The sequence below is a fragment of the Streptomyces sp. NPDC002958 genome (assembly GCF_055563255.1).
This window is the reverse complement of the sequence record NZ_JBVHDS010000004.1, coordinates 274357-290327: the sequence shown is the minus strand read 5'-3', so window position 1 is coordinate 290327 and position 15971 is coordinate 274357. Positions and strand designations below refer to the sequence as shown.

Here is a 15971-nt window from a genome sequence, read left to right as displayed (position 1 = left end):
GCCTCGGTCGTGACCTTTGCAAGGCAGCAACCCCCAGCCAGTTACGGGACAACAGCCAGCATCTCTTGCTGGCCAGCGGCCGACAGTTGGCGAAGCGTCCACCCACGCCCACGTGGATCGAGTGGGCTGGTGGCGGCAGTGAAGATCTCCGCAGCGCGGCGGTAGGACAGCCGCCCACGGCTTGTCATGAACAGCGGTCCGTTGACATGGCCGAGAGTGAGCAACGAGAGCAGCTTGGCTGTGCCCTCACCCCAGCACAGCGGAGAGTCGCTACACTCCCGGGCGCGGCGACCGGGGAGGTCCAGGTCGTCGATGTCGAGGGCGAGGACGCGCTGGATCGTCCCCCCGGACTCGTACAGCAGATGCCAGAACGCCTGCTCGCGCAGCGGGGCGGGCAACTCCAGGACAGCTCGGGCCTGGCTCGCATCGAGCCGTGACTCCGCATCTGGTCGATTCGCTACGGGCAGCCGCCGCAAACCCGCCACGGGATCGCCAGTAAGCCAACCCTGCTCCCGCCACCAGTTCACCGCACCGGTGAGTATCGACAGCTCCCGGTTGGCGGTGCGTGCGCCGACGGCCGCAGATCGCACGGCGAACACGTCCCGTAACCGGGCTGCGGCATGCGGGGTGTCCAGCACGGCCAGAGGAACGGCTGGGGGTGCGGCGTTGCGACGCCCTTCGCCCACCGGCGGCGTCCGGTCCACCGCTGCCCACGCCCAGGTAGTGAGAGCAATCCGGTAGACGCGGCGCGAGCCTGCGCCGAGGGCTGCGGCGGTCAGGAACCTGTCGACGGCGACGGCGTACTCCACGGGGTGGCTCACGATCTCCTCCGTTCTGAATGAACCGCAGTAAATGCTGCTCTGTTCACGCTGATCAAAGAGTAACTTGACATTACTAGACTCAGGTTTTTCGACCGCAGCTCTGGCGTGTCGTCACCCGGTCCTGGCAACCTGCGCCTATGTCCCTTGAACTCCGCCTGGCGGTACTCCGTGAACGTGACTTCCGCCGCTTCTTCATCGGCTACGCCACCTCACTGCTCGGCTCCTCAATGGCCTCGATCGCGGTGTCCTTCGCAGTCCTGGAGACCGGCGGGGGAGGCACCGAACTGGGCTACGTCCTTGCTGCGCGGATCCTGCCGCTGGTCCTCGTCCTGCTCGCCGGCGGAGTCGTCACCGACCGGCTGGGCAGCCGCCAGGTGATGCTGACCGCCGACACAGTGCGCTGTGTTACCCAGGCCGGCCTCGCCGTCTGCCTCCTCAACGGCACCGGCCTGTGGACGCTGGTGGTACTTGTCGCCCTCTGGGGATCGGCGGAGGCCCTCTTCACACCGGCTCTCAACGCCCTCGTCCCGCACATCGCGCGCGACGACACCCTCTCCGACGCCAACGCGCTACTCGGAGTCGCCCGTTCGATCGCGTCCATCGCGGGACCCGTACTCGCCGGCATCCTGACCGCGGTGACCGGCGCGTCGTCAGTACTCGCCCTGGACGCTGCCAGCTATGCGGTAAGCGTCCTCGCGCTGCTCCTGCTCCCCCGCACTTCCCTGCCAGCCGTGCTGGCTTCATCATTCGTGGCCGACCTCCGGGAAGGCTGGACGGAATTCCGCTCCCGCACCTGGTTATGGGTGATCTCGGTGCAGGGCTGCCTCTTCAATCTCCTGGTCTGGGCGCCGTTCCTGGTCCTCGGGCCCGTCGTTGCCCAGCAGCGGCTCGGCGGCGCAGCCTCGTGGGGCCTGGTCATGGCTCTGTACGGAGCTGGTGCGGTGGTCGGCGGTGTAGCCACGCTCGGCCGCGACCCGCGCCGTCCGCTGCTCATCGCGACAGTGGCCGCGCTGGGCTGGGCACTACCCTCCGCTGCCCTCGCCACCGGCGGGTCGCTGCGCTGGATCTGCGCCGCCGCCCTGCTCGCCGGGATCGGCTCGGCGGTCTGCGGCACCCTCTCCACGACCACCACGCAGCGACAAGTGCCGCCGGGCGCCCTCGCCCGGGTCACTGCCTACAACTCCTTCGGGGCATTCGCCCTCGGCCCCGTCGGACTTGCCGCTGCCGGTCCGGTGTCGGTACTCGTCGGCACATCCGGAGTGCTGGGCTTCGGCGCCGTGTGGCAGATCGCCACGGTGGCTGCAGTCCTTGCTGTTCCCGCAATACGCGTCAAGCTTCCGCAACAACCCGGCAACCAGTCCACGAAACCAACCACTTACCTGACCCCGACGAGCGAATCGACGACACAGAAGGGGCGTCGTCTGGGACCCTGACCACGGGGACAGAAGGATGTCCTGCCGTGTGACCTTCATCAGCAGCCTGGCAGTAAAGAGACACGATGCCGCTTCTGAGCACGACATGGGCCAAGGCCACGCTCCCGCCGTAATGCGACACGACCTGTGTGGGACACGGTGTCTGCAACGACTAACCCTGTCCTGCTGCCCATGCTGCTCCTCATCGCCGCCCCGCGCGGCTGGGGCGCCATGCGCGTGGCCCAGGAACGGTACGTGTCGGTGATGAGCTGGATCGAGCACGTGCGGGCCAGCCGCCTCATCGGCAACCTGCTCACCGAGCGCACCGCCGCCCAGGAGGTCCGCATCCACGCCGTCGGCACCTTCCTCCTCAGCCGCTACCAGCGCATGGCCGAGAGCGCCGAAGCCGAACAGGAACGCCTCGCCTCCAGCAAGGCGTTGACCGAATGGGTCGCCGCCGCGCTGTCCGGCCTGGCGATGGCCGCGACGTACGGGGTCATGTTCTGGCTGATCACGGCCGGGCACATGAGCCTCGCCATTGCCGGCACCGCCGTGATCGCGGTGCGGACCGGATCGGCGAGCCTGGGCGCGCTGGTGATGAACATCAATCAGCTGCACGAGGAGTCCCTCTACGTCCGCGACCACGGCCGGTTCCTGGCCCAGGCCGCGCAGCGCACCATCCCCGCGGGCGGCGATCCGGTCCCCGAGCAGATCAAGGAGATCGTCCTCGACCACGTGACCTACCGATACCCCGACCGTGACACGGCTGCCCTGGACCAGGTGTCCCTCACCCTGCCGATGGGGTCGGTCACCGCGGTGGTGGGTGAGAATGGCTCCGGCAAGAGCACGCTGATGAAGATCCTGTCAGGCGTGCTGCTGCCCCAGGCCGGCACTTTGCGCTGGGGCGAGGCGGACATCAGCGGCCTCGACCGCTCCCAGGTTTTCGAGCGCGTCTCCCTGCTCACCCAGGATTTCCAGCGCTGGCCCGTGACCGCCGCGATGAACATCCGCCTCGGCCGCCCCGCCCACGCGGCCACACCGCAGGACCTACAGCCGTCGGTCGACTACGCGGGCGCCGGCCCGGTCATCGCCAAACTCCCCGACGGCCTACGGAGCCTGCTGGCCCGCATGTTCCGCGGTGCCATCGAGCTCTCCGGCGGTGAATGGCAGAAAGTGGGTCTCGCCCGCACGCACTGGCGTAGCGCGACTTCAAAGGCAGACAGCGTCCTCATCGTCGACGAGCCCACCTCCGCCCTCGACCCCGAAGCCGAGATCGAAGCCTTCGACCGCATCCGCCGCCTCGCCGCCCCGAACCGGGCCGTCGTCCTGGTCACACACCGCATGTCCGGCGTCCGCCACGCCGACCACATTTACGTCCTCAACCAGGGGCACCTCGCCGAACACGGCACTCACGGCGAACTCATCGCCGCCCAGGGCCGCTACGCCGCCATGTTCGACGCACAGGCAGCCCAGTACGCACCCAAGGCCAGCATCCCGAAACCCGCCTCACCCACCGTCGCGGATCCCGCATGACCCGATCGACCGAAAAGCCCGCCATGACGACACCTCGCACCGCCGAACTCGACCGGCGGCCTGCGCCTGACGCCCCTGCTGGTGGTGCCGGGACTGGTGGGCAGCGTGCTGTGCCTGCCCGTACTGCGCGAACTTCAACGGCGCCGCGCCACCGGCACCCACACGACCGCCGCCGTCGTAGGACGGGACGACAGGGCGTCGTTCGTGAAGCTGTCTTTGGCCGTGGTGTTCCGGTCGATCGTCTTCATCGGCCTGAGCACCTGGCGAGGAACGGAGCCGCGGTAGTGGGTTGCCCTGGAAGCGGCCGGTCAGCCGGCTGCGTCAAGGCAAGGGGGCGTGACAGGTTATGCGTCTGTGATGACGAGGGCTTCGGTCGAGGCTGGATCCATGGAGGGGCTTTCGTGGAGAAGGACGCGGAGCGGGAAAGCAGCGCGGGGCAGCGCCGAATCCGTACGAACGGGTGCTCGCCGAGGACCGGCGAGTCAGGAGGGAGATGCTGCGCTCCAGCCGAGGCGGGGCGCACTTCGGTCTGGTGGTGATGGCGGCGGCGCTCGGGGTGGTCGGGTACCTCGAGGGCCCTCGGTGGCCGCTGATCACCGGCGGCGTGTTCGCGGTCTGGTTTGCGCTGGCGTTGGCGGTCGTCCGCCGGCGCGGCGGGCGGGGCTGCAAGTCGATCGAGCAGGCGTACATCGCGACCTTCGGCTGGGCCCAATGGCTGTGACCGGCCAGAGCGACCTTGACTCAACAGGCACCAGGCCACTCGTCGTGCCGAGCACAGCCCGGGGCCCGAAGCAAGCACCCAAGTGGTCGCTTCCGGGCGGCCTTGGAGGTGGATGACCAAACCGACGCTCTTCCACACCATGCCGGTGTCAGATCAGGGCCTCACAGTCGGCCTGGGCCTCGTGGTCAGTGAGGTGCCAGTGCAGGTCGCGGACGCCGGGCTCCAGGGACAGGCGGGTGACGAGCTGTTCCATGGGTGCGCCGGGGGCGCCGTCGATGGTGACCGTGGCTTCCATGTCGGTGGTGTCGTCCTCGCCACGGCGGATACGCAGGCCGGCCAGTCTGGGGTCGGTGCTGCTGAGCATCTGGATGAGCAGGACGCGGACATGGGGTTCGTCACGGCGGTCGCAGGTGACGTGGAGGGTGGCGTGCGTGGTGGTGTCGGCGTTGCCCTGCGGGGCTCGGTCAATGAGGCGGCTGGCGGGGCGCAGGACCAGGTGGATGGTGATGACGGCGGCCGCGCCGAGCAGAGCGAGGGCGAGCCGCCCGGAGGCGGCGAGCACACCGGCCGCGGCCGAGCACCACAGGGTGGCGGCGGTGTTGAGACCGCGGACGCCGCCGCCTTCGCGGAGGATGACGCCGGCGCCGAGGAAGCCGATGCCGGACACGACGTAGGAAGCGACCCTGGTGGGGCTGTTCGGTTCGCCGACGGCCTCGCTGTAGAGGACGAAGAGGGTGGCCCCGGCGGCGACGAGGGCATTGGTGCGCAGTCCGGCCATGCGGTAGCGCCACTGGCGTTCCATGCCGATGAGGGCGCCGCAGCCGACTCCGGTAGCGAGTCGAAGAACGAAGTTGAACGTGGTCAGGGTCTGCATGACGGCACCTCCTGGTGGCGCGGGGGATTTGGATCAGTTCGTCGGCTGGAGGAATTCGAGGCGATTGCCGACCGGTTCCTGGCTGTAGAAGCGGCGCTGCCCGAGCCCGCTGACGCCCCGGACAACCGGTGCACCATGCTGTTCGAGCCGGCCGCGAGGGCGTCGATGTCGGTCACGGGAGTCCTTCCTCAGCGACGTACGCTGCGGCACGGGCGAGGAACCGCTCCGCCCGCCGCGAAGCAGTGGGGCTGATCGGGGACGGCCGGCCTTCGCGCGGTGATCAAGCTCCCTCCGCCCAGCCCCGTGCCCATGCCTGAAGTTCTGGATCAGCCAGTGTGCGAACCCAGAGGTCGGCCCGGTCCGCCTCCTTTCCGGCTGGCCGAGGTCCTGCGCCGATCACGCGCATGCCTGCGCTCCGGGCCGACTCGACGCCGGTCACCGAGTCCTCCACAGCCATCGCGTCCCCCGGCAGCACGCCGCAGAGGCGGACCGCGGTGGCGTAGACGTCCGGATGGGGTTTCGGCAGCAACCCATCACCTGCGACGACGACATGGGCGAAATGGCCCAGCAGTCCGGCCCGGGAAAGGCTGTACTCGACCACGTCCAGCGGGCAGTTGCTGGCGACAGCGAGCGGGATGTGGCGGGCGGCAAGCCGGACGAGCGAGGCCGCACCCGGCATGGTGACGGGGTCCTCGGCGACGTACGCCCTGAAGCGCCTCAGGAGGGCATGCGCCATGTCGTCGGCGAGGCCCGGCTTTCCAGCCTCCCTGGCCATGAGGCTGCCGCACTCGGTGTAGTGGACACCCTTGGCCCGCTCGGCGAATCCGGCACGGGGTTTCAGCCCGAACTCTTCGAAGACCCGGCTGCGCGCTTCCTGCCAGTGCCGTTCGGTATCCATCAGGGTTCCGTCGCAGTCGAAGACGATGGCAGCCGGGGACCAGGTGAAGATGCGATGAGGTGTCATTTCCCTGCCCTTCTCGAAGAGCGCGCCATCCCGCGCCGTCGGCGGTCGCAGTGAGAAGCGGGACTACGGAGAGGCTCACTCAGCTACAGAAGGTGCGGCGTCGAACGAGCCCGTCGACCGCGCGTGCAGGACGGATGATTCGCTTCCGGGGTCTACAGCGACGGACATCGTCCGGTCATGTTCGGATGACCCGAGAAACATCGTGATGACTACGTTAATTTCAGAGTAGAGAAGGGCGCAATCACCATTTCGAGTGTTTGACGGCAGGCTCGTTACGGAGTACTCGCGAGGCGCGTACGGAGTACTGGCGAGGCGCGTACAGCAGTCAACGCGGGCCGAAGAGACCTTGCTGCCCCGTCAACTCCGTTAAATTTAGGACGACTTGACCGAACACGTCGCTCCTCGGAGGTCGGGGACCACGTTCGGGAACGCCGGGTGAAGCGCGAATTTTCCTCAATCAGCCGCACCCGCGCCCAGCCGAAAGATAATAATAATCTCCACGCATTTAACGGAGCGGAGCGCCGTCAGTGCGCCAGGCGCACGACTTTCCTGGATAAAAAGCAGCGCATCATTGAACGAAGGTGGAACATACGTGCAGGACAGGGCACGCGCGACCCGAAGGTCTCTACTGGAAGCCGCAGCACGTCTTTTCGTTGAACAAGGGTATGCAGGGACAAGCATCAATGAGATCAGCGATCTTTCGGGGCGCACCAGCGGAGCCGTCTACTTCCACTACTCCAGCAAGGAGAAGCTCGCGCTGGCCGTCGTGCGCGAACAGTTCGCCGCCTGGCCCTTGTTGGCCGACCGCTACGCCGCCCCCGGGATCCCGCCGCTGGAAAAGCTGGTCGCTCTCAGCTTCGACGTCGCTGCGGCGCTGCGCGACGACGTCATGACCCGGGCCGGCGCGCGTCTGTGGACCGAGCGCCGCACCATCGACGCCGCCATACCCACGCCCTTCGCCGCCTGGACGACTGCCGTCACGCGCCTTCTGGCCGAAGCCCGCACCAAGGGCGAACTGGCCGCAGACGTCAAACCGTCGGGCACCGCCACGACCTTGGTGTGCGCGTTCTTCGGGCTGTACAGCCTCACTGACGAGATGGCAGAGCGTGAGGAACTCACCGACCGGCTGCACCAATGGTGGCTGCTGATCTTGAAGGCGTTGCAGGTACGCCTCGAGCCCGCCGATCTGGTGGCGCGGGCGCGGGCCCACAGCCGGCCGACGTCCAGCGGATGAACGTCATGGCCGAACTGTCAGCGCTGGTGACGGTGTTGTGCGGCGCCACGAGGATGGGTTCTTCGGCCTGCTCGCGCGTGGCGTGCCGGGGAATCGGCGGGACGGAGGTGTTCGCGCCGTCGGCGCGTGTGGATCAGCGGGTGAAGGGCGGGCTGTATCTGCGGGGTCTGCTGTTGGACGGTCGGCGGAAGTCGATGCAGCCGATGGCGGGACGGCTGGGTGTGGATCACCAGCAGTTGCAGCAGTTCATGACGTCCTCGACCTGACCGGTGGACACTGTTCGTGCCGGGCTGGCCCGCCAGGCGGGGGCGGCGGTGCGGCTGCAGGTGTGGTTGGTGGATGACACCAGGTTCGCGAAGGACGGACCGGCACCTGCCCCTCCGCCGACAAGCCACCCCATGGCAGGCCTACGACACACTGCGCCGCGGGGCCCTTCATGCGGCAGGATCAGCCAGCGGCCTGATTGGCATCAGTATCCTCTGCCCGAATTCAAAGGATCAGCACGATGGCGGCGCTGATTCCTCCGACGCCCAGAGCGAAGGCGGCTTCTGGCCAGCCGCCGTTCCCCCAGCGGAAAGGTCTGTCGAGGGCGAGCCGACCGGGACCGATGGCAGCGATGGCCAGCGACACGACCGCGATGCACACGTTGTACTCGACACCGCCTTGTGTCTCCCACAGGCCATGTGCCGCGGTGACGGTCGCCATGGCATTGATCATCACGCCGATCAGGGCAGCCGACGCCAGTGGGGTGAACAGTCCCAGAGCCAGGCCGAGGCCCCCGAGGAACTCGGAGCCGCCGCCGATGGCGGCATAGGCCACTCCGGGGTGGTAGCCCAGAGCGGCGAATCCCTTGCCCGTTGCGGTGAGACCGTCACCACCGAATATTCCGAAGAGTTTTTGGCATCCGTGCCCTGCCATGAGGAGGCCGAAGGTGATTCTGACAAGGAGCAGACCGCAGTCGCCGGCGGAGACCAAAGGCTGTGCCGGTACGCGGGCCGTTGGCTGGGGCGGGGCACGCAGTTTCTCATTGATGAACTTCACCGGGGGCTTCCTCTCTGCTCCGATGTTCCGGGGGCTGCCGACTGACCGCCCGGGACACGGCAGGGTCGGTGGCACGCGCGGCAGCGCCTATGAGCGCACGCCAGGCACGGAATATCGCGGCACTGCCCGGGAGGCAGCCGGACCACGGAGAACCAGCTGGGCTGCCCCCGGTCAGGACACCGATCCCTTTCACATTGAGTTGTGACATCGGCTTGTCATTTCAATCGTTACCCCTTCCCCAGCCGGTATCGACCCTGGAACGGGGCAGTACGCGCGGTATCAGCAGGTGCAAGGAGGAGTGACCGCCTCTGGTGCGGGACCGTAGGTGCCGCATTGCTCGCTGGACCAGGGCCAGGGGCGCAGCAGGTCTACGGTCAGCCACGGATGATCACGGACCGGAACGGACTGCCGCTGTCGCGGGAGATCTCCGGCGCCCACACGCACGACGGCCAGGGATGGCAACCCCTCGTGCGCGGCATCCCGCCTGTCCGTTTCCACCGCGGCCCGCGGCGCAGGCCAAGCCCGCTCCCGCATGTCGGCTTCCGGTCAGGGGGTCGCCGCAGATACGACATATACGACAGGGTTCATCGGATCGGACATGTTCACGGTGATGTCCTGGGTGGGCCGTGGGTCCTTGTTGGTGTGCGTGGTGCCCGCCCACTCGGCCCCGGGGTCGAAGCTCCAGCCCGAGACCTCCTGGTCGCGGGCGCTGATGCTGACCTCGCCGGTCTGCAGGGCGGCGCGTCCGCTGCCCAGCCGGCTCAGGAATCGGTCGAGTCCGGCGGACGTGGTGCGGAACTCCACGTACAGCCGGCTGGCCTTCCAGTTGTTGGTCTCGTAGTACTGCACGTCCTGGGCGTTGCCGGGGATCGGCAGCTCGAAGATCCGGCGCTGCATCCGGGACGGCCAGCCCTCCTGGAGCCCCTGGGCGGAAGCCTCGGCCTCCTTGTTCTGGCCGGAGCGGCGGCTCTGCTCCGCGGAGATCAGCAGATAGCCGGCCGGGATGCCGATGAGCAGCACGATGACGGTCGCCGTGATCAGGCGGCGGCGGATCATCTGGCGCCGGTCCTGCGGTGGCCTGTCGTCCTCGGGCGGCGAGGACTGGCGCGGCAGGACGGGGTGCTCGGCTGCGGTCATGTCTCTGGAGATCCCTAGGAGGTGCGAGTGTTGCGCGTGTTACGGATGGTGCTCGCGGCCTGGTCGTAGATCTGTGCGTACCGCTCGTACCGCTCGACGCGGCGACGGTTGGTACGCCGGAATCTGCGGGCCACCAGCCGGGCCAGGTCGGCTGCGCCGACCATACCTGCCTCCGGGCCGAGCTGCGCCTTCGCGATCCGGGCCTCCGGGCGGTAGCCGCGGCCGGTGAGGTGGCGTTTGAAGGCGTCCCTGGCGGGGCCGATCAGCAGGTCGTCGGCGGCGCTGACGCCGCCTCCGATGACGAAGCAGGAGGGGTCGAGCGCGGCGGCCAGATTGGCGATGCCGACGCCGAGCCACTGGCCGATGTCCTCGAGGAGCTCGACGCACATCGCGTCGCCCTCGCGGGCCAGTTCGGTGATGAGGGGACCGGTGATGTCGGGGATGTTCCCCTTGACCCGCTCGATGATGCCATGCGCCACCGGGGAGTCGGCCGCGGCCAGCTCCTTGGCCTCGCGGACCAAGGCGTTGCCGGAGCTGTACTGCTCCCAGCAGCCGCGGTTCCCGCAGGGGCAGCGGTGCCCGCCGGGCACCACCTGCATGTGGCCGAACTCACCGGCGACGCCGTACTTGCCGCGCTTGACCTGACCGTCCTCGAGGATCGCGCCGCCGATGCCGGTACCGAGCGTGATCATGACGAGGTGGTCCTCGCCGCGGCCCGCTCCGAAGCGCCACTCCGCCCAGGCGGCGGTGTTGGCGTCGTTATCGACCATGACGGGGACGACAAGGCGGGAGGCGAGGGCGTCGCGCAGCGGTTCGTCGCGCCAGGCGAGGTGCGGGGCGAACAGCACCTTGGAACGGTCCGCGTCGACCCAGCCGGCCGCACCGATGCCGACGGCGTGCACATCGTGCCGGTCGGAGAGGTCCAGGACCAGCTCGACGATGGTGTCCTCGACGACCTTGGGACTCTTGGACTTGTCCGGCGTCTCGGTGCGCAGCTGCTCCAGGATGTTGCCGTCGGCGTCGACGACGCCGGCCATCACCTTCGTACCCCCGATGTCGATGCCGACGGTGGGTACCCGCGGCGCCGTGAAGTGTGAGCGCCGCTCCCGGGTGCCCACGGTCCGCAGGACGGTGGCGCGGGCGGAGCCGCGGTGTGTGAAGTCGCGGTACGTGCTCATCGTCCCTGCGGGGTCTGGGGGGCCGGGGTGGTGCTCCCGGCGGCGGACGGCGCCCGTCGGGCTCGATTCTGCCACTGTCGGGGCACCACAGCGGGCAAACCGGTGTGCAAGGGTCGGTATCGGCCAGGGGTTATCGCAGGTCGTCGTCGACCGGGTGGCCGCCCAGACGGGTCGGGCCGGGGGCCCTCTCCAGCTCATGGCTGAGCTCCTCCAGCTCGCTGCCGCCCGCCATCTGGCGGGTCAGCTCGTCCAGAGTGATGTTCGCTCTGGTGTGACTGCCGGACATGGCGCCCCGCTTGAGCAGGACGAACCGGTCGCCGACGAGATACGCGTGGTGCGGGTTGTGCGTGATGAGGACCACGCCGAGACCCGCGTCGCGGGCAGCCGCGACGTACTTGAGGACGACCCCGGACTGTTTGACACCGAGCGCGGCGGTGGGCTCATCCAGGACGAGGACCTTGGCGCCGAAGTAGACAGCCCGTGCGATGGCGACGCACTGGCGCTCGCCGCCGGAGAGCGTACCGATCGGCTGGTCGACATCGCGCAGGTCGATGCCCATGCGCAGCAGCTCGGAGCGGGTCGTCTCGCGCATCAGACGCACGTCGAGGCGCTTGAAGGGGCCCGCGCCGGTGGTCGGCTCGGAGCCGAGGAAGAAGTTCCGCCAGACCGGCATCAGGGGGACGACGGCCAGGTCCTGGTAGACCGTGGCGATGCCGCGGTCCAGGGCGTCGCGCGGGTCGGCGAGGGTGGTCTGCTCGCCTTCGATGAGGAAGGTCCCCGCGTCATGCCGGTGCAGCCCCGCAATGATCTTGATCAGGGTGGACTTGCCGGCGCCGTTGTCACCGAGGACGCAGGAGATCTCCCCCGCGTGGACCTCCAGCGAGACGTCCTGGAGGGCCTTGATGTTGCCGTAGTACTTGCTGACGTGGTCCAGCTCGACAAGCGCCCGGTGGGGCGTCTCCGGGCCGGCCGGTGCCTGGGGGGCCGTCATTTCGTCGCCTCCGCGCGCTTGCGTACCCATGCATTGAGCAGGGTGGCCAGGAGCAGCATGGCTCCGAGGAAGAACTTGAACCAGTCCGGGTTCCACTCCGCGTACACGATGCCCTTGCTGGTCATGCCGAAGATGAAGGCACCGACCGCGGAGCCGATCGCGGAGCCGTAGCCTCCGGTGATCAGACAGCCACCGATGACGGCCGCGATGATGTAGATCAGCTCGTTGCCGACGCCCTCGCCGGACTGCACCACATCGAACGAGAACAGCAGATGCTGCCCGGAGACCCAGGCTGCAAAGGCGACCCCGAGGTAGAGCCCGATCTTGGTACGGATCACCGGGACGCCGACCGCGCGGGCCGCGTCGGCCCCGCCGCCGATCGCGAAGATCCAGTTGCCGAAGCGGGTACGGAGCAGGATCCAGGTGGCGATCGCGACAAGCACCGCCCACCACAGAATCGTGACCTTGAACTCGACGCCGCCGATGGTCCACTGTGAGGCGAAGACCTGACGGGCCGATTCGAAGCCCTCCATGTCGCTGATGGACTTCGTCGAAACGGTTCCGCTGATCAGCTTGGTGAAGCCCAGATTGAGACCGGTCAGCATCAGGAACGTACCGAGCGTGATGATGAAGCTCGGCAGTTTGGTGCGGGTCAGCATGAAGCCGTTGAACGCCCCGATGGCGAGCGTGACCAGCAGCGACACGAAGACGCCGACCCAGACATTGGCCGTCATCTGGTAGCTGAACATCGACGAGATCAGCGCGGAGCTGGTGACCAGCACACCGGCGGAGAGGTCGAACTCGCCGCCGATCATCAGCAGCGCCACCGGCGCGGCCATGATTCCGATGGTGGAGGCCGCGTACAGCACCGTGCCGAAGCTGGAGGCGCGCAGGAAGCTTTCGGCGACGATCGAGAAGAAGATGAAGACGGCCGCGGCGCCGACCACCGAGCCGAGCTCGGGGCGGCCGAGCAGTTTGCGCAGCGGCGAGGTGCGCAGCAGCCGCTCGTCGGCCCCGGCCGGGGCGGACGGCCCTGCGATCGTACTCATCGGGTTCCCCGCTTCGTGTATTCCGCCAGCTCGGCAGTGTCCTTCGAGGTGATGATCTGCGGGCCGGTCAGGACCGGGCGGCCACCGCCGAGGACATTGCCGTTGTAGCGGTGGAGCCAGAGCAGATCCACGGCCTCGTACCCCTGGAGGTAGGGCTGCTGGTCGACCGCGAAGCCGAGGGTCTCGTCCTGGAGGGCCGTGGCGACCTTGGCATTCAGGTCGAAGGTGTCGATCTCGGCCTTGCTGCCCGCGGTCTTCTTCGCCTTGACTGCGGCGTCCGCGAACGGCGCCCCGAGGGTGACGACCGCGTCGATGTTCTTGTCGGCCTGGAGCTTGGCCTCGATGGACGCCTGGACATCGGGCATGTTGGTGCCTTCGACGTACAGGTTCTGCATCTGTCCGTGGAAGGTCTTCTTCGCTCCGGCGCAGCGCTGCTCGTGGCCGACGTTGCCCTGCTCGTGCAGGATGCACAGGGCCTTCTTGCGGCCCCGCGTGTTCAGCTCCTCGCCGACGGCCTCGCCCGCGATGGACTCGTCCTGGCCGATATGGGTGAGCGCGCCGAACTGCTTGGACTCCGCGGAGCCCGAGTTCACCGTGATCACCGGGATACCGGCCTTGGTGGCCTTGGCGACGACGTCCTTCATCGCGTCGGGCTTGGCGAGTGTGACGATCAGCCCGTCGACCTTCTGGTCGATGGCGGCCTGGACGAGCTGGGCCTGCTGCTGCGCCTCGTCGCTGTGCGAGTACAGGAACTTGATGTTGTCCTTGACGGCCGCCTGCTCGGCGCCCCGCTGGACGATGTCCCAGAAGGTGTCGCCGTCTCCCGAGTGGGTGACCATGGCAAAGGTCCAGCGGGGCGTGTTCACCGCGGATCGGCCCTCGGCGGCGGCCTGGGCCGCGCGTTCCTCCGCCTGCTTGCCGCCGGTGCTGCTGCATCCCACGAGGGACACCCCGAGCACCGCCGCAAGCACGGCGCCCATCGCACGTACCCCTGTCCGAACCCTTGCCACGACGCCATGCCCTTCTTGTACTGCTCGCTATGCTCTTTGGTGGGGCCGGGGGCCGTTCACGCCCTGCCCGGCCGGCCAAGTATCCCCGAGCCGCCGACGGCGCCGCCCGGCAGGGGCGGGGCGCGTATGCCGGCAACGGGTGTGCACAGCGATGCCCGCGACGGTCATCGGGTACCGCGCGCGGTGTATTCCTCCAGCTGCGGGACGTCGTCGGCGGTGACGATCGCCGGGCCGGTGAGCACCGGCTTTCCGCCACCGATGACATTTCCGTTGGTCCTGTTCAGCCACAGTTCGTCGACGGCGAGATAGCCCTGGAGGTAGGGCTGCTGGTCGACCGCGAAGCCGACCTCCTTCGCCTTCAGCCGCTTGACGACCTCGGCGTTCAGATCGAATGTGTCGACCTCCGCCCGGCTGCCGGATCCCTCCTTGGCCTTGACGGAAGCGGCGGCGAAGGGTGCACCGAGGGTGACGATCGCGTCGATGCCCTTGTCGGCCTGGAGCTTCGCCTCGATGGAGGAGGTGGAGGCGGGCATGTTGGTGCCCTCGACGTTGAGGTTCTCGACGGTGCCCCCGAAGGTCTTCCGCACCCCGGCGCAGCGCTCCTCCAGGGACACATTGCCCTGCTCGTGAATGACACAGACGGCTTTCTTGCGGCCCCGCTCGTTGAGCTCCTCGCCGACGGCCTCGCCCGCGACCCTCTCGTCCTGCCCGATATGTCCGAGCGCGCCGACCTCCTTGGAGAACTGCGCGCCCGAGTTGATGGTCACTACGGGTATGCCGGCCTTCACGGCCTTGGCGACGACGTCCTTGACCGCTTCCGGCTTGGCTAAGGTGACAACGATGCCGTCGACCTTCTGATCAATGGCGGCCTGGACGAGCTGGGCCTGTTCCTTGCCCTCCTTGTTCGCCGAGTACAGGAACTCGACGTTGTCCTTGGCCGCCGCCTGTTTCGCGCCGCTCTGCACGATGTCCCAGAAGGTGTCGCCCTCCCCCGAGTGCGTGACCATCGCGATCTTCATCCGGGAAGTGGAGACCGCCTTGCCCCCGCTGCCGCTTCCTCCCTGGTGCTTCTCCTCGGCGCTCTTGCCGCCCGAGCCGCTGCATCCGGTGAGGGTGAGGCCGATGGCAGCGGTGGTGATCAGGATCACTGCTCTGCGACAGGTACGCATCGTGGGTCCGCCTTCTCTTCCCGCCGCCCGATTGCGGCTGGCGGCAGTTGTAGCGGTGGGCGTCCCGGACGTCAACGGCCTCGCGCGGCCGTCGTCACCGTACGAGGAGCTGGAAATCGAAGGAGTAGCGCGAAGCCCGGTAGATGTGGGAGCCGAACTCGACCGCGCGCCCGGTGTCGTCGAAGGTGGTGCGCTCCATCGTCAGCAGGGCGGCTCCCTCGGTCTCGGCGAGTCCGGCCGCCTCCTCGGCGGTGGCGAGCCGGGCTCCGACGGTCTGGCGGGCACTGTGCAGGGTGATGCCCGCGCCGCGCATCATCCGGTAGAGGCCGGTGGTTTCCAGCCGTTCGGTGTCCAGGTCGATGAGCCCGAGGGGCAGGTGGTTGCGCAGGAATGCCAGCGGCTCGTCGTGCGCATACCGCAGCCGCTCGACGAGGTGCACGTCGGTACCCTCCTCGACTCCGAGGGCGGCGGCGACCTCGGCGCCGGCGGGCTCGACCATGTTGCGCAGAACGCGGGTCGTGGGGTGCCCGCCGGCGGCCTCCAGGTCGTCGTACAGGCTGCTCAGTTCGAGCGGGCGCCGGACCCTGCTGTGCACGACCTGGGTGCCGACGCCGCGGCGACGAACCATCAGCCCCTTGTCGACCAGCGACTGAATGGCCTGGCGGACGGTGGGTCGGGACAGGCCGAGCCGGGCCGCGAGCTCGATCTCGTTGCCGAGGAGACTGCCGGGGGCGAGCCGGCCCTGCTCGATGGCCGATTCCAGCTGCTGGGCCAGCTGGTAGTACAGCGGGACCGGGCTGGTGCGGTCCACGCCGAGTTCAAGTGCGGTGGGGTCGG

Annotated in this window: 15 protein-coding genes and 3 pseudogenes; 6 read left to right on the top strand and 12 right to left on the bottom strand. The window is 68.2% G+C overall.

The window, feature by feature from the left end; all coding sequences use genetic code 11:
* Window positions 1-41: 41 nt before the first annotated feature.
* Window positions 42-821, bottom strand: coding sequence for a hypothetical protein (locus ACZ3IC_RS10180; protein ID WP_467414517.1), 780 nt, complete (start codon window positions 819-821; stop codon window positions 42-44).
* A 137-nt stretch (window positions 822-958) separates the two neighbouring features.
* Between ACZ3IC_RS10180 and ACZ3IC_RS10175 the strand changes: the two genes are divergently transcribed.
* From ACZ3IC_RS10175 to ACZ3IC_RS10160, 4 genes and pseudogenes are all read left to right on the top strand, one after another.
* Window positions 959-2254: an MFS transporter gene (locus ACZ3IC_RS10175; protein ID WP_467414514.1), complete on the top strand. Its 1296-nt coding sequence runs from the start codon at window positions 959-961 to the stop codon at window positions 2252-2254.
* Between the two features lie 138 nt (window positions 2255-2392).
* Entirely contained in the window at window positions 2393-3766 is a 1374-nt protein-coding gene (locus ACZ3IC_RS10170) for an ATP-binding cassette domain-containing protein (protein ID WP_467414513.1), read from the top strand.
* 48 nt (window positions 3767-3814) lie between these two features.
* Window positions 3815-4030, top strand: a pseudogene (locus ACZ3IC_RS10165) (MFS transporter); the annotation flags it as partial.
* Window positions 4031-4259: 229 nt separating this feature from the next.
* Window positions 4260-4487, top strand: coding sequence for a hypothetical protein (locus ACZ3IC_RS10160; protein ID WP_467414511.1), 228 nt, complete (start codon window positions 4260-4262; stop codon window positions 4485-4487).
* 148 nt (window positions 4488-4635) lie between these two features.
* Here ACZ3IC_RS10160 and ACZ3IC_RS10155 read toward each other — a convergent pair whose 3' ends face one another.
* The 3 genes and pseudogenes from ACZ3IC_RS10155 to ACZ3IC_RS10145 all read right to left on the bottom strand — a co-directional run bounded on the left by ACZ3IC_RS10155 (window position 4636) and on the right by ACZ3IC_RS10145 (window position 6325).
* Entirely contained in the window at window positions 4636-5361 is a 726-nt protein-coding gene (locus ACZ3IC_RS10155; RefSeq protein ID WP_467414509.1) for an MgtC/SapB family protein, read from the bottom strand.
* 33 nt (window positions 5362-5394) lie between these two features.
* Window positions 5395-5537, bottom strand: a pseudogene (locus ACZ3IC_RS10150) (VOC family protein); the annotation flags it as partial.
* Window positions 5538-5641: 104 nt separating this feature from the next.
* A complete protein-coding gene (locus ACZ3IC_RS10145; RefSeq protein WP_467414508.1) occupies window positions 5642-6325 on the bottom strand; it encodes an HAD family hydrolase in 684 nt (227 codons plus the stop codon).
* 592 nt (window positions 6326-6917) lie between these two features.
* On the opposite strand from ACZ3IC_RS10145, the gene ACZ3IC_RS10140 reads away from it, so the two are divergent.
* A complete protein-coding gene (locus tag ACZ3IC_RS10140) occupies window positions 6918-7559 on the top strand; it encodes a ScbR family autoregulator-binding transcription factor (RefSeq protein WP_467414505.1) in 642 nt (213 codons plus the stop codon).
* Between the two features lie 53 nt (window positions 7560-7612).
* A pseudogene (locus tag ACZ3IC_RS10135) lies at window positions 7613-7924 on the top strand (transposase); the annotation flags it as partial.
* Window positions 7925-8048: 124 nt separating this feature from the next.
* Here ACZ3IC_RS10135 and ACZ3IC_RS10130 read toward each other — a convergent pair.
* The 8 genes from ACZ3IC_RS10130 to ACZ3IC_RS10095 form a co-directional block, all read right to left on the bottom strand.
* Window positions 8049-8591 (bottom strand): DoxX family protein, encoded by a 543-nt coding sequence (locus ACZ3IC_RS10130; RefSeq protein WP_467414737.1) that lies wholly within the window; start codon window positions 8589-8591, stop codon window positions 8049-8051.
* Window positions 8592-9146: 555 nt separating this feature from the next.
* Window positions 9147-9737: a hypothetical protein gene (locus tag ACZ3IC_RS10125; protein WP_467414503.1), complete on the bottom strand. Its 591-nt coding sequence runs from the start codon at window positions 9735-9737 to the stop codon at window positions 9147-9149.
* 14 nt (window positions 9738-9751) lie between these two features.
* Window positions 9752-10915, bottom strand: a complete 1164-nt coding sequence (locus ACZ3IC_RS10120) for an ROK family glucokinase (RefSeq protein ID WP_467414501.1) — start codon at window positions 10913-10915, stop codon at window positions 9752-9754.
* A 130-nt stretch (window positions 10916-11045) separates the two neighbouring features.
* Window positions 11046-11906 (bottom strand): ATP-binding cassette domain-containing protein, encoded by an 861-nt coding sequence (locus tag ACZ3IC_RS10115; RefSeq protein ID WP_467414498.1) that lies wholly within the window; start codon window positions 11904-11906, stop codon window positions 11046-11048.
* Window positions 11903-12955 (bottom strand): ABC transporter permease, encoded by a 1053-nt coding sequence (locus tag ACZ3IC_RS10110; protein WP_467414497.1) that lies wholly within the window; start codon window positions 12953-12955, stop codon window positions 11903-11905. Before ACZ3IC_RS10110 ends, ACZ3IC_RS10115 begins: the two co-directional genes overlap by 4 nt.
* Window positions 12952-13965 (bottom strand): sugar ABC transporter substrate-binding protein, encoded by a 1014-nt coding sequence (locus ACZ3IC_RS10105; RefSeq protein ID WP_467414495.1) that lies wholly within the window; start codon window positions 13963-13965, stop codon window positions 12952-12954. The genes ACZ3IC_RS10110 and ACZ3IC_RS10105 overlap by 4 nt, the downstream gene beginning before the upstream one ends.
* Before the next feature lie 164 nt (window positions 13966-14129).
* On the bottom strand, window positions 14130-15134 hold the full coding sequence (locus ACZ3IC_RS10100) for a sugar ABC transporter substrate-binding protein (RefSeq protein WP_467414493.1): 1005 nt from the start codon (window positions 15132-15134) through the stop codon (window positions 14130-14132).
* Between the two features lie 94 nt (window positions 15135-15228).
* The gene (locus ACZ3IC_RS10095) at window positions 15229-15945 is read right to left on the bottom strand and encodes a GntR family transcriptional regulator (protein WP_467414735.1); all 717 of its coding nucleotides are present in this window, start codon (window positions 15943-15945) and stop codon (window positions 15229-15231) included.
* Between the last annotated feature and the right edge of the window lie 26 nt (window positions 15946-15971).